Here is a 24,407-nt window from a genome sequence, read left to right on the forward strand (position 1 = left end):
AAAGGCGAAACTCTACGCTATGCTTTATCAAAAGCCTTTGATATCTGGAATCCTGGCAATTATTTATATGATGTTTTGAGTATTTTGAAGCGTATTGCTGCTGTTACGGCTAAGTCTTAGAGGAGACAACAAGTAAGCTATCAGCTATCAGCTCTCAGCTATCAGCTTATGCGTTAGTTCACAGGCTAGAAGCCTGTGCCACCCTAGAAGCCTGTGCCACGCTACTTGAGGTGCTTTTGAATAAAAGAGGTAATCATTCGTTTAGTTTTGATGGAATATAAAGCCTAAACCATGACAAATACCCTAGACAAAACTAAACCTAAAAGTGGACTTGCTGATCATTGGCAACTTTGGCGCTGGCTATTGGAAATCCAGCCCAAGGAAATATATAATCTCTGCTTGCTAGCTGTAATTGAAAAATTTGCCATATGGGTCGATAGTTTGGTTAGAGATCCTAAGCTGATGGGAGGGGAGTTGATTTTTCCTCAATCTCGCTTGTCAGTTCGTCGTATTGCTGGTCGGCTTAACCGGGGAGAATCTCCAGAGTTTATTCTTGAAGACTATCCTTATTTATCTTCGATAGATTTAGCTTTTGCCCAACTCTACATGGAAATCTATCAGTAGATTAGCTAAGCGTTAGTAATAATAATGGTGTACTGGTGAACTATACCTAGAGTAAAAACTCTACCGGTTGTTTGGTAGATGATGCCTACGACGTGATTAATTAGCCAGCGGTGTTCTGCATACTAGGTTCGGTAGAGCAAACTTACTTACAACTTACTTAAATTAGATGGGATTAACCTGTGGTGTATATCCTTTGCCCTACTTAGCTTTGATGCTTTTTTTTCATGATTTTTTGTCTAAGTCTCGATAACAAAATCCCATTGCTTCCAATTAACCTTACCGACCAAAACGGTGCAACTTTCACTGCTCAGCTGGCGGTGATGGTGTGGTAGGTGGACCTGGCTCTACTACTGAATTTACAAGAATAGTACAGCAGAAACCGTTTTCAAGGGCAGTCACTACCAGACCTCCAGGACTAATTGCTTCGATCGAATTCCATAATAAAGCAAACGCAAGAGGCGAACCAAAAAGACCTAACCAAAGGTCTGTTGATTGAGCCAAGTATTTAAGAAACTTGCGGGGAGAGATTGTTGCTTCCCCTTTTCTGATGCGGCGCTGTAGCTCTCTATAACCTGAACCCAGCACGACACCCACTGTTGTCGTAATGTAGCCTCCTATAAGCATCAGTAAAGAATTCGGTTCAGGATCTTGGTGTGCACCCAGAACTAAAAACTTTGGACTAAGTAGCCACAAGAAACCTATAAGACCAAAGCCAAATAATAAGAAACGAATAAATAAATAAATTAGCTTTTTCATAAATCATTTCTACTCCCATCCATAACAATTACCTTGTGGCCATTATTAGTCCAATAAGCTACTAAACCACCCCCTGATTGGTTATTCACACCTGAAGGGTGAAAAACTGGATAAAGTTTTTCAGTGACAGAGTTAAAACCATAGATCGAATCATTCCAGGCTGTGCATATCACTGAACTTGATGAAATATTTTGACAGGTCAAGAGAGAGGGATGTCGCACATTCAACCAGTCTCTAGGTTGATTTCCTCTAGGAATAGCTTCTAGTGTAAGTTGATGTTGGTCAATTATTTTTGCTTGATCATCGACTTCAGATAATTTCCAAAGAGTTATTTGATACTTTTCTTTATGTAATAAGTAAGGATCGAAATTATGAGTTACTGCATAGTAAGACCATTTATTATAATCATGAGTAATAACGAACCTCATATTGGTACTAAAAGCGGAAAAACCTGGTGGTGCTTTTAAGGATTTATATGTCGTAAATTCTAAGTTTTTGGCATTTTCAAAAACTACACCAAGCCTATTTTTATTGCTTAGATCCTTGACTAAGAAATAAATTTCATCTCCAGCAAACTCGGGTTCCATTGAACATTTATATGCTCCTCCCTCTAATGAAATTTCTCGACATAGATCTGTCTGGCTCTTTGAAACAGTTGGCTCACCTAGTTGAACATAGTGAAAAATACGATCACTATCTTTTTTTGAGACGATTAGGAAAACATCGCTTGGTTGTGAAGGGGTAATAATATATTCCCAATTAAAGGGAAAACTTATACTGTCAGAGACTTCTATCCACTTATTCTGGTGAATAGAAAAAAAGCCTTTTCCAGGAATAGAGATCAAAGTTCCAAAAGCTTTTGTCGCAACAACCTGTGTAAATGGATTTAGTAAATCTGTTAGTAAATCTGATGAAAGAGAGTTAATTTTTTTTGCTGTTTTTGCTGCGCATGGCTTATAACGACAAGCATTGCGAATATCTGAATAGGGAATCGAAAAAATTCCTCCTTCATTACCGAAAATAATAAGCTGGTCTTTTTCAAAGCTAACTCTCTGAGTGATCTCTTTCTTTTTATCTTTCTCTTCAAGATGGATTTCAGCTTTTAACAGAGGTGTTACATCTCGAATACGTTCAATTTGCTGAATAGCAAAGTTAACATAGCCTGAAACATCATCACTAGTTATTATCGAATTGGTTCTCTCTAGAACTTCTAAAGAACGAGTTACAAAGCTATCGTGAGTTTTATTATCAGAAATCGATGAGTATGGTGCATCTGAAAAAAGTAATGCATCTGTAATTTCGTTAGCCATATCTGCCAGAGCTACCTGTACTTTGTCTGATGGAGATATTGGCGTAGATGGTGGTAAATGAATCCACCTTGCCCTCCCAGCCGGAGAAGGCAATTTTCCTTTTTCTCCAAGTCGCTGAATCGCCTCTTGAGCAAAATAATCTGCTTCTCTTTCTATTTTTTTTGCAGCATCAGAAGAAGCGAAAAAAATACTTAAAAAATTTAAATTTCGATGAAGACATTTATGACCAAATTCATGCAAAATTATGTAGCGTAGATAGATTTCGGCTGTCGGATCGCTCAAATTAAAGTAATCTATTTTGCAACTTCCAAATGTACAACTAATCCTTGAACTGCGGAGAAGAGACTTATCTAAAAAAACGGCATCAAGTCCTGCATCATAAATCGCATCAGCATATTTGCATTTGGTTAGTTTTTTTAAATCTGGAGTCGTAGTGAAAACATTCAGACCATCTTCACTGAAAGGCTTGTTCAAAATGACTTGTATGTTACATTTTGAGTCAGTTGTGGAGACACTTGCTAGTTCGTCAAGCAACTCTTGAAGATGCTTTTCCTCTCTGGAACTAAGCTGACCTATAGTACCCTGACTAAGTGCTTTCTCTATTGCAGACTTACGACCGCTCCAGTGATTATTATCGAACACTAGCCAAGCAACAAGAGCTCCTGAGACAAGCAACACCAAGAATCTAAAGACAAACCTCTGACGATTATTCATATAATTTTTAAGGACTTAAAGCCTATATTGATTTTAGCTCAAGTTCCCAGAAATGTTTAATTCTGCAACAAAAATTTACACAAAAGGTATACTACTCCTTCATTACCTAGTTTCACAAACTGTAACTCAATCTTTTAAACCAGAAATTTTGAATGATAGTAAAAAAAATAAAAAACTATCCTAAAATAGGGTGCCAGCTTGATATTTATAAATTTATTTATTTAAAATATAAAACCTACGATAGGCTTGAGCAAAAGCTTTTGATTTCTGGAATCATGGCAATTATTTATATGATGTTTTGCGGATTTTGAACCGTATTGCTGTGTTTGGGTTTAACTTTTGCTCAATTTCCAATAATACCACTAATAAGTGTCATCTAAAATCCGGTCAAAAAACAATACGTCTAGGTGAGGATATCAGGGGGAGTAGGGGAGCAAGGGAGCAGGGGTAGCCAGATTTTATATGGATATTAGAAGTATGGGGAATTATCCGGATTTGCTCTAAGATAATTAAGACTTATACTATATCTAAATTTATAAATCAAAACTATGTCAACAAAAATTGGTGCTGAAGACTATTATGATAAATTTGCGGCCAAATATGACGAGGTGTTAAAGGCACCCAGTTCTAATGTCCAGTATGTCAATGAAGCCGTTAAAATCTTCCATCGACATAATCACCATCAAGGCAGTATTTTAGATATTGCTTGTGGGACAGGTATCCTAAGTGAATTGTTGCAAGGAGAGTTTGACTATACAGGGATTGATATTTCCAGTAAGATGCTAGATTATGCGGCAAAAAGGGGGTATAAAACCATCCACAAGCCCATTGAAACAGCCCTCACTCAAATTGATAGCCAGTCCTACGATTTTGTTTTTTGTTTAAGTTCATTACTGTTTGTGGAAGACGCGGCAACAGCTATTAAACAGATGAATCGGATTGCTCGCGAAACAATTATTTTTAGCCTTGATGAAACAACAGAGGAATATATTCAAAAGGTGCCTATTCCAGTTTATGAACACTCGAAACTTGCCCTCGACAATGCCATGGAAGATTATTTTATTGTAGGTTGGACTTCTCCCAGCCAAGGAATTACAATCCGAACTCGTATGATTTATATTGAAGCAAATAAATAGGATTTTTAATAGCAAAGGGAATCGGGAATCGGGAATCGGGAATCGGGAATCGGGGAACGGGAATCGGGAATCGGGAATCGGGAAACAAGATTGTTTTGCTCATTCCAGATAGCGTTACTAATAATACTAGTGTAGTTGTAAACTAGAGCCGAAAAAAAACTCTACCGGTTGTGTTGGAGATGATGCGTTCGCGTAGCGGTTCCTTACTGGCAGTCCCAGACGCTGCGCGAAGGGAACATCGCACCCAATTTCCCTTGATCAACATCTCTCCCACGCTACCCAAACTTCCCAAACTTACCACACGCCCAACAAACACCTGTAATAGCAATCCCTGTCGGAATTGTGAGAATTTTTGTTACCTTTTCCCGACTCCCGACTCCCGACTCCCGACTCCCGACTCCCGACTCCCGACTCCCGACTCCCGACTCCCGACTCCCGACTCCCGACTCCCTACTCCCTTTGCTAAGCCTGAGCCCAAACCCCTAAGCACTGAATTTTTTGTCAGAATACTAGAGTTGAAATGGTTAAGTCAGTAAAGGTAGTAAGCATGGACACGGTCCGCGAGTTGCATCAACAGCTAATCAACAAAGAACGCTCAGCTGTAGAAATTACCCAAGAAGCCCTAGATAAGATTCAAGCCCTAGAGCCTCAAGTCCAAAGCTTCCTCCACATCACCTCAGACTATGCTTTAGAACAGGCCAGTCAAGTAGATGCCAAAATCGCAGCTGGTGAAGAGCTCGGACCCTTAGCCGGTATACCCATCGGCATCAAAGACAATATGTGTACCCAAGGGATTCCCACCACCTGCGGCTCCCGGATTCTGGCCAAGTTTGTCCCACCCTACGAGTCAACAGTGACCCAAAAACTGAAAGATGCTGGGGCAGTAATGGTAGGTAAAACCAACTTGGATGAATTTGCCATGGGGAGTTCTACGGAAAACTCTGCTTTTCAACTTACTAAAAACCCTTGGAATTTATCCCATGTCCCCGGGGGCTCCTCCGGGGGCTCAGCCGCAGCCGTAGCTTCTGGGGAATGTCCCATTGCTCTGGGTTCTGATACCGGTGGTTCTATTCGTCAACCGGCTTCTTACTGTGGAGTAGTTGGCATGAAACCAACCTATGGTTTAGTATCCCGCTATGGTTTAGTGGCATTCGCGTCGTCCTTAGATCAAATTGGACCATTTGCTCGCACTGTAGAAGATGCCGCTATTTTACTGAATGCGATCGCAGGATATGACCCCAATGACGCTACCAGCCTCAAAGTAGACATTCCCGACTATACCCAATTCCTGAAACCAGACCTAAAATCTAACGGTAAAGTTAAGATTGGCATTATTACAGAAACCTTTGGAGAAGGCTTAGACCCAGTAGTAGAGAAAGCAGTCACTAAAGCCATTGATCAGCTCAAAGACTTAGGTGCTGAGATTCAGGAAATTTCCTGTGCCCGATTCCGGTATGGTTTGCCTTGCTACTACATTATTGCTCCGTCAGAAGCATCAGCAAATCTAGCTCGCTACGATGGGGTTAAATATGGCTTACGGGCATCAGATGCTGACAATCTCCTTTCTATGTACACCAAAACCCGTGCTGAAGGGTTCGGTGCAGAAGTCAAGCGCCGGATTATGCTAGGAACCTATGCCCTATCCGCTGGTTACTATGATGCCTATTATCTCAAAGCCCAAAAAGTTCGTACTCTGATTAAACAGGATTTTGAGGCAGCCTTTGAGAATGTCGATGTGCTAGTCTGTCCCACAGCTCCCTCCACAGCGTTTAAAGCTGGGGAAAAGACAGAAGACCCTTTAAGTATGTATCTGACTGACCTGATGACTATTCCAGTTAATCTGGCTGGGTTACCAGGGATGAGTATACCCTGTGGCTTTGATGAACAGGGATTACCCATTGGGATGCAGTTGATTAGTAATGTATTGCGGGAAGACCAGCTATTCCAAGTAGGTTATGCTTATGAAAAAGCAACCGAATGGCATCTAAGTCAACCGGTTTTGAAGGATGAAGGATGAAGTATCAAGATAATTGATTATGTTGATTGTTGCAGGATTTATAGCGATCGCTTACGCCTTAGTTTGTACCTCCGTGTTGCTGTTGCAACATAGGCTAATGTTTTGTCCTGCCTCAGTGATTGAAAATACACCAGCTGACTTTGGTTTGCCTTACGAAGAGGTTTGGTTACCAATATCCAATCAGGGTAAAGTTGACAAAATTCACAGCTGGTGGATTCCCTCTGACTCACCAAAAAGTAAGGTGATGCTATATCTGCACGGTAATGCCTCTAATATTGGGGGATATCTTGAAATAGCCCAACGGTTACATCAGGTCGGTTTATCCCTGCTGCTGATTGACTACCGAGGCTATGGTCGCAGCGAGGGGAAATTTCCTAGGGAATCCCAAGTTTATCAAGATGCTCAAGTAGCTTGGGATTATCTAGTCCAACAACGAGGCATCAATCCCCAAGATATTTTTGTCTATGGTCATTCCATGGGGGGAGCAATCGCGATTGATCTAGCGGTGCGTAACCCAGAAATGGCAGGCTTGATTTCGGAAGGCTCATTTACTTCCATGCGGGATATGGCAGATTATGAGAGAAAATATGGTTTCTTGCCGATCGATCTTCTGCTTACCCAGCGGTTTGACTCAATTAGTAAAATCAAGTCACTCCAAACACCTATATTCTTAATCCATGGCACTAGTGATGCCACAGTTCCTGCTAGTATGAGTCAAGTCTTGTTCGATGCTGCTACAGTTCCTAAACAGCTTTGGCTAGTTCCTGATGCAGGTCACAATGATTTGACAACTGTTGCTACTTCCGAATATCAGCAGAAAATTGGGGAATTTGTAACACAGGTTTATGTAGGAAAAGCTATAGCTTAGCGTTATAGTATTTAGCCCTATAGTATTTCACGGGTTTTTTCTAATCCCGCCACAAAGCAATACCCCCCAATAACCCAGCAACATTGGGCACTACTTTTACATTGGGGGGTAGCTCAAAGTTAATTTTTTTGGCTTCACCACCACCAATGTAAAGGGAATTATAATTAAACAAACGCTCCAGGGATGCGATCGCTTTTTTGAGACGGTTATTCCATTTCTTCTTACCATCTTTCTCTAAAGCCGCTCGCCCCAACTGTTCTTCGTAGGTTTCCCCTTTACGAAAAGGATGGTGTCCCATTTCCAGATTTGGCACCAGCTTGCCATCTACAAATAAAGCCGAACCAAACCCTGTGCCTAGGGTAATCGTCAATTCCACTCCCTGGCCAGTAATTGCTCCTAATCCTTGCACATCGGCATCATTAGCTACCCGCACCGGTTTGCCTAAGCGTTGAGATAGGGTAGTAGCCAGATCAAATCCCTCCCAATCGGGATCGAGGTTTACCGCCGTATAGGTTATCCCATTGCGCACCACTCCAGGAAATCCCACCGATACCCGTTCAAAATCCCCTTGTCCGAGAGCTAGGGATGCGATCGCATCAATAATAGCATCCGGCTTAGGAGGTTGGGGTGTTTCTAAGCGACTACGTTCGGTGATGGGATTACCCACTTCATCTAATACCATCACCTTAACGCCACTGCCACCAATATCTACGGTAAGGGTATGGATTGGGCTATTGTTTTGATTCATCAGGTATTTTAGTTCACGGTTCACAGTTTACTGTCAACGGTCAACAGTCAACAGTAAACGGTCAACGGTCAACAGCCAACAACAAACATTATCGATTAAAAAGACCTAACTTATGCTTGTAATAGTTTTTGCCTAGCACGTTCAGCACGAGCTGGAGCACTAGCCATTACCTCTGCCATCTTTTCGAGCATTTCTCCTGGGTAATTTTCTAAAACCCTGGTAGACATAGAAATACGACCTTTGCCTTCATCCAAGTTAATAATCATTACCTGGATCACTTGACCGATTTCAAACACTTTGGAGAGGTCTTCAACGAAATTTTGGCTTACTTGCTTAATGTGCAGCAAGCCATTGGTTTGATTAAAGTCCACAAACACACCAAAGGGCTTGATCGCAGCTACTTTACCTTCCACTAATTGTCCGATTTCTAGCTCAGAGAAAGTAGCAGCACGCACAGCTTCCCGCTGAGAAAGCACTAGCTTATTGCGATCGCGGTCAGCTTCTAGGAAAGTGACTGTTAGTTTCTGACCAATCAAGGAATCTAGATGGTCGTGCTGACTCAAGTGCGATCGCGGAATAAATCCCCGCAATCCGCGCACATCCACGGTGACACCACCTTTATTCACTCCAGAAACCCGGACATCTAATGATTTTCCATTGTCTTGGAGTTCAACTAACCCATCCCAAACCTGCTTAATCTCCAGCTGACGCCGGGAAAGGGTAACTTGACCATCGGCATTCTGCTCCCGAATAATCAGGAAATCCATTTCCTCATTCAAGGGCAGTACTTCCGACCAATCGAGATCCAATTCTAAGGAAACTTCACTAATTGGTAGATAAGCCAGGGACTTACCACCGATGTCTACATAAGCACCATCGGTTTCGTAGTTATGTACTCTGCCACGAACCACCTGTCCCTGTTTAAACTCATAGTCGTATTCTTCTAGGGCTTGAGCAAAATCATCCATAGAAAAGGATGAATTGCTGGTGGTCGAAGAGGTTGATTTTGAATTCATGATGATTAACGGTTTAAAATCAGTGATGATTTCTGATATGGGATCAGCTGCTTAAAAAGTTGGGAGCCGGTGACAGTTTAGTCAAGTTTTTCCCTAAAGAGCTGCAAAACGTTAGCCCACGCATCAGTAGCTGCTTTTTCATTGTAGCTAGCCCGTTGGTCACAGAAAAATCCGTGGTCTGCTCCATCGTAACGAAAGACACGATAATTAATTTTATTTTTCTCAAGAGCAGCCTCAATCTGATCAACCTCTTCTGCTGGAATGCTAGCATCTTCCATGCCAAAGAAACCATAGAGTGTACCGTTAATCTCTGGTGTGCGAGTAATAGTTGGTTCACCACCGCCAGGAGTCATAGTAGTAATCCCAGCGCCATAGAACGAAGCAGTAGCTTTAATATCGGGTAAGGTAGCAGCCAGATAGGCAACATGACCGCCGAAACAAAAGCCAATAGAGCCGATGGAGTTATCTTGCACAGGGGTTTGACTCCTCAGGTAATCGATGGCCCCGAGTATGTCTCCCAGCAGTTCAGCTGCTCTGGTTTGTGCCTTGTATTCCTTGCCAATCTTAATGTCTTCAGTGGTGTAACCTGTCTCAAAGCCTGGGGCTTGGCGTTGATAGAGTGCCGGAGCGATCGCAACATAGCCTTCTTTGGCAAACCGTTCTGTGATATCCCGGATATGGCCATTCACCCCAAAAATTTCTTGCAGCACCACAATTCCAGGAAGAGGTCTTTCTGCCACCGGCATTGCCAGGTAAGCTGCTATGTCTAGATCACCATTGACCACCTTGACGGTAATGGTACGAATTTCGCTATGTGTCATAATCGATTTGGAAGGATGTGAAGCTCTTGCTTGGCAGTTATAGATGCTAAGCTAAAGGTTTTCTTGGCTTTCTGAATTCAGCGCCAATTCTACAGCAGTAGCTTAACTCTAAATTATACCTGTATTTAATAAATAAATAATAAGTTAATTAACTAGTTTACTTAATTGGATAGTTCAGTATAGTCCAGAGTATAAATTAAAAATCTATTAATTTTTATTGATTTTTATTGATTTTTATTGACTTAGTTATTTGGGAGCTAACTTAGTTATAATTAGCTAATTTTTAAACGATAAGCTATTAGGGATCAGCGATAAGCTATTAGGGATCAGCTATCAGCCTAGGCTCTACAGATGGTGCTACTTGAGATGGTATCAGCGTGTCGCGTATCAGCTAATGCGCTACTTGAGATGCTACTTGAGGTGCTATCAGGTGACGGCTGAATCATTACTACCGAGACTTTGAATTCGATAAAATCTCGAACTATTAAATTATCCCAAATCTTATTTTAAGCTGACCGCTGAACGCGCACGCGTGAGCTTTTAGCTCACGGCTGATAGCTGAATGCTTACATTATAGCTGAAGTGGATAGCAAAATTTGAACGAAAAGTTTAAAATATAAAATTTACCATATAATAGTGATAAACAGGGGATTTTGGAGACTCTGTAATGGTTCAGTATCATATTCAACAAGATAGTGAAATACCTGCCTCGAAGCAGCTATTTGACCAAATTCAGTTTGCGATCGCATCCCGACAATATTCCCCAGGTCATAAACTGCCCAGTACCCGTCAGCTAGCGATGGAGACGGGTTTGCACCGCAATACCATCAGCAAGGTATATCGGCAGTTAGAAGAAACAGGACTAGTAGAGTCCCATGCTGGGTCAGGCATTTATGTTAAGGCACAGGGTCATGAAGGGGGTAATCGACGTCAGGTTGGCATTCTTAACCAGTTTTCCCCCGAAGCTTACAAGGTTGTTCAAGATAGCCTCAATCAACTTCTCGGACAAGGTTGCTCCCTTAACCAAGCTAGGGAACTATTTTTGTCGGAGATTGACTGGCGGTTACGGTGTAGCGCTAGGGTACTGGTGACAGTAGAGTCACGAGACATTGGTGCTGGAGAATTGATGGTGCAGGAGTTAGAACAATCCTTGGGAATCCCGGTGCAGTTGGTGCCAATGGAAGAACTCTCGGAAGCTTTGGATCAAACTCACTCGGCGACAGTAGTTACTAGTCGCTATTTTATCGGTAAAGCAGAAGGGATTGTTGCCCCTAAATCTGTCCGTGTCATCCCTGTTGATATTTATGACTATGAGCCAGAAATTAAGCTAATTAAGAATCTCTCCAAAGGTAGCCGTTTAGGAGTGGTTAGCATCAGTTCTGGGATTTTAAAAATAGTAGAAATTATTATCCATAGTCTACGGGGAGATGAGTTGTTAGTGATGACGGCTCAGATTAAGGACAACTACAAACTAAAAGCTCTGGTTCGTAGTTCCCAGATAATTATTAGCGATCAAGCAAGTTATCAAACTGTTAAAGAGGCCATCTTAGCTGCTCGTGAAGATATTATTCGACCACCCAAGCTGATCCGTTGTGAAAACTATATTGGTAGCAAGTCGATTAATCTGCTCAAACGGGAACTGGGTTTGGGTTAACTTAACGGTTTGATGGGATTAAAGCTATGGGATATTATGGATTATACCGCTAAAAATATCAAAAAAAGTTGTGCAGCAGTGTGACAACATTACCCCATAAGCTAAATTAATTAGTTTAAATTTACTAGTTGAACGAAAGTATTTAAATTACTAAAAATTATCCGAAAATAATGCTCATAAAAATTTTCCTATTTTCGGTGCCAATACTACTACTGGTAGCCTGTAACTCTAAAGCTGAGCCATCAGTTGAGCTACCAGACTTTCAATGTTACGGAGAACTGCCAAAACAACTCCAAAAAAACATTGGGGAATATCGACTTGCTCAAGGTTCTGACTTTGTGAAGTCAATTCGCTCCTTTGATCAAGAAGATATAAATGTGCAGCTTACCTGTACTATCTTCACCGCTGATTTTAATAGGGATAGTCTCAAAGACTACGCCGTGTTACTAGTAAGCCAAGAAAATGCTGAGCCTAAATTTCAGCTTCTACTTAATCAGGGCAAGGGCAAGGAGAGCTCCAGCAGTGACTAGGGAATATCAACGCCTTAGTGAACCATCTGAAGGTGTGATTTACACCTCAATGAGATTCAAGCCTCCAGGAAAACTTGGTTCTGCCCAGCGTGATTATTTTCCCTTGCAGCCAGGAACACCGGAACGGGAGACGTTTGAGTCCCAACCAGCGATTAGGCTGTGGAAAGCGACAACTGATCAGGCCACTGGCAAACCTCAAGATTTGGAACTGAGCACCATCGCTTTCGGTTCTGAAATTTTTTATTTCGTGGAAGGGGAACTCAAAACTATTGAGCTTGGTGACTAGTACTCTGGTATTGTAATTTTGAGGGTTAGGGCTTAGCTTAAGTTCCGGTACCTAAGGCTATCATCCTAATCCATAAACTTTAAATATATCATATCTAGGTGAGGTCTGACAGCAATATCAAAAACCTAGCTGGATTAGTGTGAAAACTTTTTATATAAAGTAAAATTTCTCTAGGGTTGACAGTTCTTTGGTTGGATCACAAGCAACCGAAATTCACTGCCAACAAGAAGATCAGCAAACATCAACGCCCCGACCTGATCAGTCCAGCAAGGGTATCTTTAGGTACATCATATGAAGAACACGAATTCTGGTGTAGGAGTGCAAATTGATCAAGAGCCTCAAACTTTACCATCACCACTTAAACCAGTAGTAGAACTTAACTCGAACCTTAGCCATCCCCCTTCTATCGAGCAAATCGTCGCAGAGGCTCATGGTCACAAAGCTTCTGACATTCATATTCGAGTGGGACAGGTCCCCAGATTTAGGATTCGGGGCAAGATGTATGTGGCTAAACGTCATACCAAGGTCACAGTGGAAGTCTTTGAGGCATACCTCAATGAGATTCTCACTCCGGCTCAGAGGAAGCAGTTTGCTGAAGCCAAAGAACTGGATACTGCTATTTTTTACCCTGGCTTAGTGCGCTGTCGGGTGAATTGTTTTGACTCCCTAAACGGCGGAGCCATTGTGCTGCGATTAATCAGCCTTGATGTTCCTTCAATCGATGATTTAACTCTACCGCAAGTTTTAAAAAAAATAGTTAGCAAGGGTCAGGGAATTATTTTAGTTACCGGTCCGACAGGATCAGGTAAATCAACGACTCTTGCGGCGATGATTCGCCATCTCAATGAAACAGAGTACAAACATATTGTTACCATTGAAGACCCGGTTGAATATGTCCACCGCTCCCGAAAGTGCCTGATTAGTCAGCGAGAAGTGGGATTACACACCCATGAGTTTCACCACGCTCTGCGGTCTGTGTTACGGGAGGATCCCGATATAATTCTAATTGGGGAAATGCGCGATCGCATCACAGTTGATACTGCCCTGCAAGCTGCCCAAACCGGTCATCTGGTCTTGGGTACTCTACACACTCGCAATGCCATCAGCAGTATTAACCGTCTGTTGAATCTCTACAATCCTGATGAACAGTCAGCGATCCGCATCCAGATTGCTGAGTCCCTGTTGGCAGTTATTGCCCAACTCTTAGTACCAACCATCGATAAGGGTCGGATTGCGGTTCATGACATTTTAATCAATACCCCAACTGTACAGGATTACCTGCTTAAGGGAGAAGATGGGGATGTGTTCCGACTGATGGAAACTGAAACCATTGAAGGAATGCAAGTTATGAATCAGGCTCTCTACAACTACCTAATTGATGAAAAAATCACACCCACCGAAGCCCTTAAAGTGTCTCCTGATCCCCAGGCTTTGATACGCCAGATGCGCACTGGTGGTATAGATGCTTCCGCCTCGGCTCGTGATTGGATGAATGAAGGTTAGGAGGTTGTCTGTCAGAATTTAGAATTAAGAATGCATTCTAAATTCTACATTCTACATTCTAAATTCTAAATTCTACATTCTCAATTCTTACCTTTTACCTTGCTTCGCCAACTTCTTCTTAGACAGCTTCCGCAAACGAACTGACTGAGGTGTAATCTCCACCAGTTCATCGGGTCCAATATACTCCAAAGCCCGTTCCAAACTCATCTCCATTGGGGCTTGTAACTGCACTAATTCATCCCCAGTGGCGGAACGATGGTTAGTTAACTGCTTCGTTTTACAGACATTTAGATCTAAGTCCTGAGGACGATTGTGTTCCCCAATAATCATGTTTTTGTAAACCTTAGTGCCTGGTTTAATAAAGAATACACCACGGTCTTCTCCATTTTTCAGGGCATAGAAGGTAGCCATCCCTTCTTCAAAGGCTACAATTACTCCATTGCGGCGAGTTTCTAATTCCCCAGTCATGGGACGATATTCTAGGAAGCTATGATTCATGATCCCTTCACCTTTGGTCAAGCGAAGGAAGTCCCCCCGGAAACCAACTAAGCCACGGGCAGGAATCACAAAATCGATTTGGGTGCGACCATTGGCACCCACTTGCATATCTTGCATTTCCCCTTTGCGCTGTCCTAAACGCTCGATACAGCTACCCACGGCTTCTTCTGGCACATCTAGCACTAGATATTCAAAGGGTTCACAAGGTTGACCATTAACTTCCCGGTAGATTACTTGGGGTTGGGAAACTTGGAACTCATATCCTTGGCGACGCATGGTTTCGATCAGAATACCCAGGTGTAGCTCTCCACGACCAGATACTAGGAATTTATCGGGGGAGTCAGTGGGTTCTACCCGTAGTGCTACGTTTGTTTCTAATTCCCGGAATAAGCGATCGCGTAATTGTCGCGAAGTTACAAAGTCCCCTTCCTTACCCGCAAAGGGGGAATCATTCACGCAGAAGGTCATTTGCAAGGTAGGCTCATCTACCTTAATTAGGGGTAAGGCTTGGGGTTCATTGGGACAAGTAATGGTTTCACCAATATTGGCATCAGCAAACCCAGCTACCGCCACGATATAACCAGCTGATGCTTCTTTTAGGTCAACTCGCTTGAGTCCTTCAAATCCCATCAACTTGGTAACTTTTGCCTGAACTATGTCCCCAGTATCCTTAACTAAAGCAGCTTGTTGACTGGCCTTAATAGTTCCGTTGTGAATTCTGCCAATCACAATGCGACCTAGGTACTCGGAATAGTCCAAGGTGGTGACTTGTAGTTGTAGCGGCTTGGCAGGGTCTCCTACTGGTGGCGGGACATGATGCAAAATCGCTTCAAACAGTGGTTGCATATCTACCGCTTCTGCGTCCAAATCTTCTTTGGCGTAGCCTTGTAGACCGGAGGCAAATAGGTAGGGAAACTCACACTGGTCATCGTCTGCTCCTAATTCTAGGAACAGATCCAGCACTTTGTCGATGGCACCATAAGGGTCCGCTTGGGGTCGGTCAATTTTATTGACCACTACAATCGGGCGCAGTCCTTTTTCCAGAGCTTTTTTCAGGACAAATCGGGTTTGAGGCATTGGTCCTTCATTAGCATCCACAATTAGGATGCAGCCATCCACCATACCCAATACCCGCTCTACTTCTCCACCAAAGTCAGCGTGACCGGGAGTATCAACAATATTAATTAGGATGTCTTTGTACCGAACGGCGGTATTCTTAGAAAGAATAGTAATACCCCGCTCCCGCTCTAAATCGTTGGAGTCCATGACGCAGTCTGGAACGTCTTCCCCTTCGCGGAAGATACCGGATTGTTTGAGTAGAGCGTCAACTAAGGTAGTTTTGCCGTGATCGACGTGAGCAATAATAGCAACGTTGCGAATTGGGAGAGTCATACCAGCGCCTGGAAATAGGTAGCAGCAGTTACAATTTTTTCTAAAGATTTCTTAATAATTCTAGCTTACCTTGGGAAGACCCGAAGAAAAATAGCTGGTGTTCCACTTGTAGCATCCGGCTAAGCTAAACCTATGTATAGCAAAGGGAGTAGGGAGTAGGGAGTAGGGAGTAGGGAATCGGGAATCGGGAGTAGGGAATATGGCATCAAAAATTATCACAATTGATTTAGTTACCCTATCAAACTATGCCGTCTTGATAGGTTTGCGTTCGCGAAGCGGTTCCAAAGGAAAATCCCGTAGCGTGACCATTCGCGTAGCGTGGCCTTTTGGCCAAGGTCAATCTTTGCTCCTAGTGCCATCAGTTGTGGGTTACCTGTTACTGGGTAAATCATGAATTGATCAACTGCTGACAGTGGTAAGCGATCGCGTTTCAGTGGATACCTTCTTCTGATTGTCAACCGGGGGCTGAGGAGGTGCTGACTCGTTCTCAGCCTTCAAACGCAGAGTAAAGGATTTATCAACATAGATACCTTTGGAATCCGTGCGACGGACAATCACGGTATGGCTGGTGTCTGTTTTGAAATTAATCAAGCTTTGCTCGGTAAGAGCCAGTTTATTCTCCTTCAACATAAACCGCCCGCCAGCATCATCAATTAATGAGTAGGTATACCGTTCTCCTGTTTTTGGATTAGTCGGGGATAGGATACCAACTACAGTTCCTGGTTTGATCTGATCAGGGATACGTTGATCAGCTTGGTCAGAGTTTTGGGATCTTTGGGGAACGTTTTCCTGAGTTGTGCTGGTATCTTGGTGATGGTTTTGGTCAGGTAAGCTAGCGTTTTGAGCAAGGCGATACAGGTCAGTAAAGAAGTTATTGAGAGGTTTAATCCCACCCTTAGCTGCCTCGACTTCCACTAACTCACTGTTGGTCAATTCTTGAATAACGGAGGATATAGAAGGGTGGGTAAAACTGTAGAGACCTTCCTCATAAGATTCCAAAACAGCTGATAAAGATAGATTATCTTCACCGCTCGATGGTGGGGATTGTTTAAATTTAATCTGATCTAAGGGCAAGAACAAAGTAGAGGATTTAGCTAAGTTTAGCTTAGCTTTATTTTCATTACTATCTTCAAATTGTATCGGTAAAACATTAGGGCTTGTTGCCACTGGGCTGGTGAACAGAAGTAGACCATACTTCTCTAAGCTTAAGTCTTGATTGTTTTGGTCTACAGTTTCCTCAATAGCAACCGTTTCAGAGACCGTTTCAGGGGTTGAAGATTGGTCTATCTCGCTCTCACTGATGGTAGTTAGCAAATCATCCATGGAATAGATGCTTGATTCGCTATCTTCTATATCTTCTCTGGGCACAATATTCTCAGGTTGCCCTGTTTTTGTAGAGGATTTTCCTATCCTCAGCCGAATCGGCAGCCGTTGATAGTTTATCTGTAGCGCAATTACTCCCCATCCTCCAAGAGATACCACTGCCCAGCCAAACAACCATCGGTATAGTGGTTTATTGGAGAGGGCGTTCAAGGGGGTTGAAGTAACCGATTGATTTGCTAAGGCAGACTCTGGTGTTGAAATAAAATTATTAATGATAGTATCCTGACCTTCCCCTCTAGTTTGTGGCTGATTTGGGGAAATCTCGATCAACTCCCTCTCTTGGGTAGCAGATAAGAATTCTGAGTGCAATTGTTGTAGAGTTATCCAGGTTATTGGTCCAACAATACCATCCGCATTCAATCCTAGTGCTTGCTGGAATGTAGAGACAGCAGCAAAGGTATTGGAACCGTATACACCATCCACTGGCTGTTGGTAGTTTCCTAACTGTTGCAGTATAGTTTGTAGTCTAGTGACAACTTCCCCTTTACTCCCCAAACGCAGTGTTGGGGGGACATTTATTCCTGGTAAAGACCGTCCCTGGACTGTTTTGAGATTACTGAATCGAGAGTTTTGAGCAATTGCGATCGCTTCTGGAGCAGTGATGCTCTTGGAGGGTTTCCCCAGCCGAGGGGATTGGTTGGGCTCTTGAGTGGGCGTGCAGATAATGCTGTCACTGTAGTCAAGACTAGCAGTGGCATTTTTGCAGTGGCTGTAGGCTAGTAGTAGGAGAGTAGAGGGGTCAGGCATATAGCGTTTTTATCTAGGTTGTAAACACACCTCTTGCTTTAAAAGGCAAGAGGTAAGAGGCATGCATGCTAGAGGGGAAAGAGATCCGGAGTTTTATTCGACAATAAAAAAAGACCTCCTCGGTTTACATCTGATGGAGAAACGCTATAGACAGCACTTGAGTCTAGTAAGCTTTGCACAATTTATTTTGTCAACCCGGATATTTTAGTGAGGAAATTTGTAAAGTTTTGTAAACTATGGTAAAGGGAGCAGGGAATAGGGAGTAGGGAGTAGGGAGTAGGGAGTAGGGAGTAGGTAATAAGGAAAAAATCTCTGTACCTCATAGCTATTAAAAACGCTATATAGCCATTTTCTCTCCCATGAGCTACAAAGCGTTCCCCCTAAATCCCCCTTAAAAAGGGGGAGTTTGAGGTTGATAACCGTACCTCATAAATTCAATAAATGCTATAATTAAATATTATTAATTATCAAAGTATAGCCTTCAAAAATAAAACAGCTTTTTATTGGCTATTTCAATAGCCCATTCCCCAATAATAGTACGCTCACTGCCACAAGCAAACTTAAACAACCTATAATCACACCCGTTTTTACCCATATAGATACGCTGTTAGGATTGCTTTTAGAGTCAGCGACGTTAATAGTATTGCCCTTTCCGTTTTCGATTTTATTTGTAGTAATAGTTTTGCTGTTATTAACACTACCGCTATTATTGTTGTTGGAATTGGTGATGACATCACCGCCATCTGTGTTGATAGTATTATTTTCAACCATATTGTTGATATTTTCTATTCTAGTAACATAACATTCATTATACCAATTATCTATATTATCTATATTAGATGTAGCTTGATTATCTCCCACAGTTTTAATAACTATGGGATCATGATCTAATATCTCATCAATAACCTCTTCTGGCTGGAGTGCCTTCCAGCTTTTACGACGCATGCTCTCTTTTGCAGATATCAGGCTTGTCTTAAGCGAAGGTAGTTCAGTAAATTCTCCAATAATACGCTCAACTTGCTCACAGGCATCAGGCGTTCCAATATTTTTTAGTTGCCGTAGAATGTCATCTCTTAATCTAGCCACCCTATCCCTTGGACCCAAGACATGAACTTCACCATTACTATAATCGGGATCTTCGTGATAGGGATATTGCCTAACCAACCAGATATATAGATCAGCTAACTGTTTCTCATTAAGATTAAGGTTTAACTCACTGGAAAACGAAAAATTGCGCTTAGCAACTGACTCAATCAACTCTCGTCCAAGATTTGGTTCTTGCTCAAGAATCGACCATATACTAGACCAACTGTCAGCAGTGTGGTAGTCGAATAGCAATGTTAAGGCAATGATCACTCTGTCACGTTCATCTTTGTTCAAAGGCAATGGCAATGAGCTCAATGTTTGTAGATATTCTCTAGCTTTCTCTCTAGCTTCATCCGATCCATGTTTTAGAAGCTCTTCTAACAGATGCCCCATACATTGGGGCTTTATGGATTGATTTTTAGCCTTTTTTAAAATAAAATCGCTTAGATAGTCATCCCAACATTTTTCAAAGAGTCTAATTATAAATATATAGTCAGACTGTTCATTTTCTTTATCGATCAGGATATCCAAAGTTTCAATTACCTGATCAGGAGCCTTTGAGTAAACTATCTTTACTAACTCTAAACAGCTGTTATAATTTTCGCTTCCAAGAGGAAAAGCGATGATCACAGGTGCCCAAATGCGCCATGTCTCAGATGGAATAGTTTCAAGAATCTGTGGAGCTTTGTTTAGAAGCAAAAGAAAAGCCCTACAACCCGCCAATGCTGGCCGATTAACTTTATTCTTACCAATCCAATCAGTATTTATATCTTTCTGATTTATAATATAGTTTTTGGCACCTTGAATAATCCTAGTGCGAGTAGGTTCATCAGCCTCTTTCCACCCTGGAAGCTTAGTTAAATCAGGTTCAAATTCATTAGAATAGTGTCGGCTGTCTGGCTTAAGGGTCATTTCCATATTCAACTGCCACCAAGCTGATAAGTTACCATCTTCTAATTCATTCAATCTAAAAATAACTCTCTCTCTAGGAGATGGTGCTAATAAGTTTTGTTGAGGACGGTGATTCCGAGCTTTTTTTGAAGCTTGTTGTCCCTGTTCACTATAATTAAAATAAGAACTAAATTGCTCAGAAAGCCATTTTGGATTAGCAAACTTATAATACCATTCAATAGTCCTATCAATCGATGCTGTATTATTTAGCTCAAATGTATCGTAGATTCTCTGGGCAAAATGTTTATGTAGTTTCTCCCATCGTGACCTAAGCACTTCATCTCGCATCCAATCCTGATCGTGATCAGCAAGCCTAGGTTTTAGGTAGATATCTCCTATTATATCTAATCCGAAATCAGAGTCAAATTTTCCTAAGTTAATTAGTACGTTTAGAAACTTATCACTATTGCTATATTTCTTTATAAAATCTGCTTTTAATCTTGGTTGCCTCAGCCATTTTTCTTTAAGCATTGGTACAAGTGTATAGCTGATAAACACTCGGTAGCAATTACTAATGGGAATAGCTAAAAAATCAAATAACTCATCATCTGTCAAATAAATGCGCTTATTACACAGTGCTTGTAGGCAATAGCCCTTAAGCCTGTCCTGCTCATCCTCTAGAAGGGGATTAAGGGCTAACGGTTTGAGTTTGAGTATTGAATTCTTATCTCCAATCTCCCCAATAGCTTGAACAGCACTAATCCTAAGTTCAATGGTTTCAGCTGAATCAGTTGCTAAGGTAACCAATTCATTTTGGAGTTCCTTCAGTTGACAGAAGTGAGCCATCGTGATAGCTGTATATCGTGCCTCAATTGGCTTAGTTGCATCCACAATATATGGACGAAGTTGTTCCGCAAGCTTAGGATGTTTAAGTTTCTCGTACTCGTATAAGTGGTAGTTAATTAGTTTTTGATTTATTTTTCCTTGCTCATACTGCCTCAATAAATTGGAAACCACCGCTTCTTGCACACTAGGCTCTGGAGGTATATCGCTGTGAAGTAAAACATCAGGATCAGTGCTAAGAATTACCTCACGTATCTCAGGTATCATGGTGGCTAACCATGCAGCAGTTTCATGGAGCTGAGGAATCAATTTATCCTCAGGGTCCTTAGATAACTGCTCAGGGTCCTTAGATAACTGCTCAGGGTCCTTAGATAACTGCTCAGGGTCTTCATCCTCAGATAAATAGAAGCGCCTCTGGAAGAAGGACACAGAGACATTATGTTCCTTCAAATACCATGCTGCTAGAAACTCAGCATAGGTCTGATGAGACCACCCAATACGCTTTTCACCACGGGATGAGAACAAGCCAGTATCTAAAACCTCTTTGATAGCTGGTTCACTGATATCAAAATTATTGCTATTAGCAACTTCCTCCCCAATGCAGAGATTTTCAATTAGAACTAGCTCATCTTTAGATCGAGCACAATCTGCATATGTTCCATTACAAACAGCAACTCGATTGGCAAAAATTGTAACAGCCGCAATCCGAGCAGCAATGATCAGGCGCTGGTTTCGATTGAAATCACCAATAGCACCTGAGTCACAACGGCTAGAATTACTTTCTTCGCATAAACAGCGACAGCCGTCAAGATAAAGTTCATAAATACTATTATTTTCGAGAGACTGATAACGACGCCAATTGTTCAGAAGAAAGTTTAGGGTGATCGGCTTGATAGCTAGGGGCACAAGATTTTTTTTATAAACTTCTTCTAAGAAAGTGTCTGGATCAATTTCGTTAGCTTCTGCTGCTTTGACAACATCTTGACGACGAAGTGGAACTAGCTGATATATTCCTAGGGAATCTTTACCAAAAAGTTCCTTGAGACCTGGCTCAAGACCAGATGGTAAAACAGCTGTTCTACAGGCAATCCGAAGAGTTAAACGCTCAACATGCTCCTTATACTTTTTAAGCTCATAAACTAAAATACGTGCCAGTGTTTGTATTCGTAAAAGGCATTCATCAAGACTATCTAAAAATATGTGAAGCCTATGGCTTCCAGATTGCCACTTAGTAAATTGCGGGCTTTCAAACAACTCCTTCTTTAGTGTATCTTCTTTAGAAAAGAATCCAATATCAAGTGACAGTATTTCATCGTCTGTATTGTTAAGCTCAGCAGTAACCTTCTCTTCTTCCTCCTTCATGGCTTGAGTCTTGCCGATGCCTGGTTCACCGAGGAGTATTAAGCAGGGTATTTCAGAAATTTCCCTAAAGGTTACCAACTTAGGATTGGGATTGTAACCGTTGACCGATTTAACCTCTGGATCGGATAAGTAACCATCATAACCTAAATAGAAGCGATCAGAGGGAGAACACCAAAATCGCTGCCAGTTATAAATCTGATTCGACATGTTCTAGGGTTTACAGAATAGATAAGGTTTTGTCTTGATGCAGTCGCTCATGGGGAGGGGCTGTGTGCGGAACCTGCGTCCGCACCTTGTAAGCCCCGTGGAAACCCCCAAGACCGCGCTGCATCGCTTCCTATGATAACTATAAAAATCTCTAGCAATCCGTGTAGGAATTGTGATAATTTTTGTTTCCTATTCCCTATTCCCTATTCCCTGTTCCCTATTCCCTGTTCCCTATTCCCTTTCCTATACCTCACCCAATTAAAACCCGAAATATTATAGCAGCTAATTTCGATAATAGCATTTAACTGTGCCACTTGTCAAAGTGACCTAATTTCAAAACAGCTCAAAAATCTGTCATGGTATAAAATAATCTAGTGTGCAATCTCTACCATCCACGTAAAAGAGACACTTGTGCAATCGACACAAGACAAAACCAGGCTGCATTTAAACCAAAAACTGCATTCTACCAATAGTTTTGCTCAATAGTTTGGGAATTATTAGAGCAATTCCTAACAGTTATGCCAAAGGGATTTTCAGCAAACTACTAGTTAATTAGCTGTTAATGTAAGCTATCAGCTATCAGCTAATGCGCTACAGATGGTGCTACTTGAGGTGCTATCAGCTATCAGCCTATGGGCTACGTGAAATGGGGGTTTTCCCCAGACTTTCTATTTTATTTGAAGCTGACCGCTGACGGCTGACCGCTGACGGCTGACCGCTGACAGTTTACTGTCAACAGTTACCAATTAACAAAACGCGCTTCATCTAAAACAGGAAAACAACCATGAAAATCGAAGCAGAAAACTCAATTCGCGTTACCCTGGAAAATTACGAGGTTTTTGATAATGATATTGCTTCAGGCTCTAAAGCAGTCAGAATCGAAGACATTGAAAGCAACGGCATAATCAGAATTGACTGGACAGAAAGTGATGGTGTTGCTGGCAAATACCATATCGGTATCGCTCACTTTGATGAAGTGGATGGAAAAGCCAAACTAAAACTACAGGTTAACGGTATTGAAATTGACACCTATACTTTGGAGAAAAACCTTGGTGGAGATGGACCCAACTCCCTTAACTATGTCGGTTTCACTGACTCTCTCAGCAATGGTGATCCTAATCCAAATCCTATCTTTAAGGATGTACAACTTGCCCCAGGCGATCGCATCGAAATTGTTGTAGAGGCAGATAGTCTTGATAATGAGACCTTCGAGTTAGGGCGAATTGACGCCATCGAATTTACCTCTGCTGAAGTGGATCTGTTCTGGCATAATTCTCAGACTGGTGCCATGGGAGCTTGGCGGATGCATGGGGTCATGGGTACTGACCTAGATGAGGCAGTGACGATTCAAATGGAATCAGTTAACAGTGACTGGGAGATTCGTGCTGCTGGAGACTTTAACGATGATAGCCACAAAGATATGGTTTGGCGCAATACCGTTACTGGAGACATTGGTATCTGGTTAATGAAGGGTTCCCAGTTCCAAGAAGCAGTATCCATCGTCCCAGTCTCAGACCTTAACTGGCAAATCCATGGCACAGCAGATTTCAACGGTGATCAGCAAACCGATCTGCTGTGGCGTAATCACTCCACTGGCGAAAATGCAGTTTGGCTGATGAATGGCACTGAGCTAACTCAGGGAGTACTAATCAAATCAGAATCAGCCGACAGTAAATGGAAGATGCTTGGTGCCGGAGACTTTGATGGAGATGATGACGGGGATATTCTCTGGCTTAATACTGAAAACCAAAATGTTTCCTACTGGCGGATGGCAGGTACAGATTACATCGAGTCAGTGTTGGTGAATAATGCACCCTTCGACAACACCTGGAAATTTCAAGGAGTTATGGATTTTGACGACAATAATTACGATGACATTTTCTGGAGCAATACTGTTGATGGCAAGACAGGGATGTGGATGATCAATGAAAACGGTTACGAGCGACCAGTAATCTCTGAGTCGATAGATTTGAGCTGGGAAAGCCATGCCTAAAGTGACCTTTGTTGAGCGCTGT

At 42.1% G+C, this 24,407-nt stretch carries 22 protein-coding genes; 10 read left to right on the forward strand and 12 right to left on the reverse strand.

Going from position 1 to position 24,407, the window contains the following annotated elements; genetic code table 11:
• Positions 1-291: 291 nt before the first annotated feature.
• Positions 292-624, forward strand: coding sequence for a DUF433 domain-containing protein (locus F6K49_RS19880; RefSeq protein WP_293020784.1), 333 nt, complete (start codon positions 292-294; stop codon positions 622-624).
• A gap of 300 nt (positions 625-924) precedes the next feature.
• Here the strand turns inward: F6K49_RS19880 and F6K49_RS19885 are convergent, their stop codons facing one another.
• Together F6K49_RS19885 and F6K49_RS19890 are read right to left on the reverse strand one after the other, a co-directional pair.
• Positions 925-1,380 carry a hypothetical protein gene (locus F6K49_RS19885; RefSeq protein WP_293020785.1) on the reverse strand — a complete coding sequence of 152 codons (456 nt, stop codon included), beginning with the start codon at positions 1,378-1,380 and terminating at the stop codon, positions 925-927.
• On the reverse strand, positions 1,377-3,404 hold the full coding sequence (locus tag F6K49_RS19890; protein ID WP_293068417.1) for a hypothetical protein: 2,028 nt from the start codon (positions 3,402-3,404) through the stop codon (positions 1,377-1,379). Before F6K49_RS19890 ends, F6K49_RS19885 begins: the two co-directional genes overlap by 4 nt.
• A 548-nt stretch (positions 3,405-3,952) precedes the next feature.
• On the opposite strand from F6K49_RS19890, the gene F6K49_RS19895 reads away from it, so the two are divergent.
• Positions 3,953-4,540, forward strand: a complete 588-nt coding sequence (locus tag F6K49_RS19895) for a class I SAM-dependent methyltransferase (protein WP_293068414.1) — start codon at positions 3,953-3,955, stop codon at positions 4,538-4,540.
• On the opposite strand, the gene F6K49_RS19900 is transcribed toward F6K49_RS19895, so the two are convergent.
• Positions 4,497-4,643 carry a hypothetical protein gene (locus F6K49_RS19900; RefSeq protein WP_293038048.1) on the reverse strand — a complete coding sequence of 49 codons (147 nt, stop codon included), beginning with the start codon at positions 4,641-4,643 and terminating at the stop codon, positions 4,497-4,499. The genes F6K49_RS19895 and F6K49_RS19900 overlap by 44 nt on opposite strands.
• 76 nt (positions 4,644-4,719) lie before the next feature.
• On the opposite strand from F6K49_RS19900, the gene F6K49_RS19905 reads away from it, so the two are divergent.
• The 3 genes from F6K49_RS19905 to F6K49_RS19915 are packed head-to-tail and all read left to right on the forward strand — an operon-like array spanning position 4,720 to position 7,425.
• Positions 4,720-5,076, forward strand: coding sequence for a hypothetical protein (locus F6K49_RS19905; protein ID WP_293099403.1), 357 nt, complete (start codon positions 4,720-4,722; stop codon positions 5,074-5,076).
• Positions 5,077-5,087: 11 nt separating this feature from the next.
• Entirely contained in the window at positions 5,088-6,557 is a 1,470-nt protein-coding gene (gene gatA / locus F6K49_RS19910; RefSeq protein WP_293099405.1) for an Asp-tRNA(Asn)/Glu-tRNA(Gln) amidotransferase subunit GatA, read from the forward strand.
• Positions 6,558-6,576: 19 nt separating this feature from the next.
• Positions 6,577-7,425 (forward strand): alpha/beta fold hydrolase, encoded by an 849-nt coding sequence (locus F6K49_RS19915; RefSeq protein ID WP_293099407.1) that lies wholly within the window; start codon positions 6,577-6,579, stop codon positions 7,423-7,425.
• Between the two features lie 40 nt (positions 7,426-7,465).
• Here F6K49_RS19915 and F6K49_RS19920 read toward each other — a convergent pair whose 3' ends face one another.
• The 3 genes from F6K49_RS19920 to F6K49_RS19930 form a co-directional block, all read right to left on the reverse strand.
• The gene (locus tag F6K49_RS19920; RefSeq protein ID WP_293099409.1) at positions 7,466-8,173 is read right to left on the reverse strand and encodes an ROK family protein; all 708 of its coding nucleotides are present in this window, start codon (positions 8,171-8,173) and stop codon (positions 7,466-7,468) included.
• A gap of 110 nt (positions 8,174-8,283) precedes the next feature.
• A complete protein-coding gene (locus F6K49_RS19925) occupies positions 8,284-9,189 on the reverse strand; it encodes a S1 RNA-binding domain-containing protein (protein WP_293099411.1) in 906 nt (301 codons plus the stop codon).
• Positions 9,190-9,266: 77 nt separating this feature from the next.
• On the reverse strand, positions 9,267-10,010 hold the full coding sequence (locus tag F6K49_RS19930; RefSeq protein WP_293068396.1) for a dienelactone hydrolase family protein: 744 nt from the start codon (positions 10,008-10,010) through the stop codon (positions 9,267-9,269).
• Positions 10,011-10,677: 667 nt separating this feature from the next.
• Between F6K49_RS19930 and F6K49_RS19935 the strand changes: the two genes are divergently transcribed.
• The 4 genes from F6K49_RS19935 (at position 10,678) to F6K49_RS19950 (ending at position 13,983) form a co-directional block, all read left to right on the forward strand.
• The gene (locus tag F6K49_RS19935; RefSeq protein WP_075896794.1) at positions 10,678-11,664 is read left to right on the forward strand and encodes a GntR family transcriptional regulator; all 987 of its coding nucleotides are present in this window, start codon (positions 10,678-10,680) and stop codon (positions 11,662-11,664) included.
• Between the two features lie 197 nt (positions 11,665-11,861).
• Positions 11,862-12,194, forward strand: a complete 333-nt coding sequence (locus tag F6K49_RS19940) for a hypothetical protein (protein ID WP_293038036.1) — start codon at positions 11,862-11,864, stop codon at positions 12,192-12,194.
• Positions 12,187-12,480, forward strand: coding sequence for a hypothetical protein (locus F6K49_RS19945; RefSeq protein ID WP_293068393.1), 294 nt, complete (start codon positions 12,187-12,189; stop codon positions 12,478-12,480). Before F6K49_RS19940 ends, F6K49_RS19945 begins: the two co-directional genes overlap by 8 nt.
• A 291-nt stretch (positions 12,481-12,771) precedes the next feature.
• A complete protein-coding gene (locus tag F6K49_RS19950; protein WP_075896792.1) occupies positions 12,772-13,983 on the forward strand; it encodes a PilT/PilU family type 4a pilus ATPase in 1,212 nt (403 codons plus the stop codon).
• Between the two features lie 87 nt (positions 13,984-14,070).
• On the opposite strand, the gene typA is transcribed toward F6K49_RS19950, so the two are convergent.
• The 6 genes from typA to F6K49_RS19980 form a co-directional block, all read right to left on the reverse strand.
• Positions 14,071-15,873 carry a translational GTPase TypA gene (gene typA, locus F6K49_RS19955; protein ID WP_075896790.1) on the reverse strand — a complete coding sequence of 601 codons (1,803 nt, stop codon included), beginning with the start codon at positions 15,871-15,873 and terminating at the stop codon, positions 14,071-14,073.
• 60 nt (positions 15,874-15,933) lie between these two features.
• Positions 15,934-16,092 (reverse strand): hypothetical protein, encoded by a 159-nt coding sequence (locus F6K49_RS19960; protein WP_158069414.1) that lies wholly within the window; start codon positions 16,090-16,092, stop codon positions 15,934-15,936.
• A gap of 11 nt (positions 16,093-16,103) precedes the next feature.
• Positions 16,104-16,265, reverse strand: a complete 162-nt coding sequence (locus F6K49_RS19965; RefSeq protein ID WP_158069413.1) for a hypothetical protein — start codon at positions 16,263-16,265, stop codon at positions 16,104-16,106.
• A gap of 7 nt (positions 16,266-16,272) precedes the next feature.
• Positions 16,273-18,003, reverse strand: coding sequence for a peptidoglycan-binding domain-containing protein (locus F6K49_RS19970; RefSeq protein WP_293099414.1), 1,731 nt, complete (start codon positions 18,001-18,003; stop codon positions 16,273-16,275).
• Between the two features lie 182 nt (positions 18,004-18,185).
• Positions 18,186-18,326: a hypothetical protein gene (locus F6K49_RS19975; protein WP_158069412.1), complete on the reverse strand. Its 141-nt coding sequence runs from the start codon at positions 18,324-18,326 to the stop codon at positions 18,186-18,188.
• A 184-nt stretch (positions 18,327-18,510) separates the two neighbouring features.
• Entirely contained in the window at positions 18,511-22,185 is a 3,675-nt protein-coding gene (locus F6K49_RS19980) for a hypothetical protein (RefSeq protein WP_293099417.1), read from the reverse strand.
• 991 nt (positions 22,186-23,176) lie between these two features.
• On the opposite strand from F6K49_RS19980, the gene F6K49_RS19985 reads away from it, so the two are divergent.
• The gene (locus F6K49_RS19985) at positions 23,177-24,385 is read left to right on the forward strand and encodes a VCBS repeat-containing protein (protein ID WP_293020800.1); all 1,209 of its coding nucleotides are present in this window, start codon (positions 23,177-23,179) and stop codon (positions 24,383-24,385) included.
• Positions 24,386-24,407: the final 22 nt, after the last annotated feature.

This window comes from Moorena sp. SIO3I6, assembly GCF_010672095.1.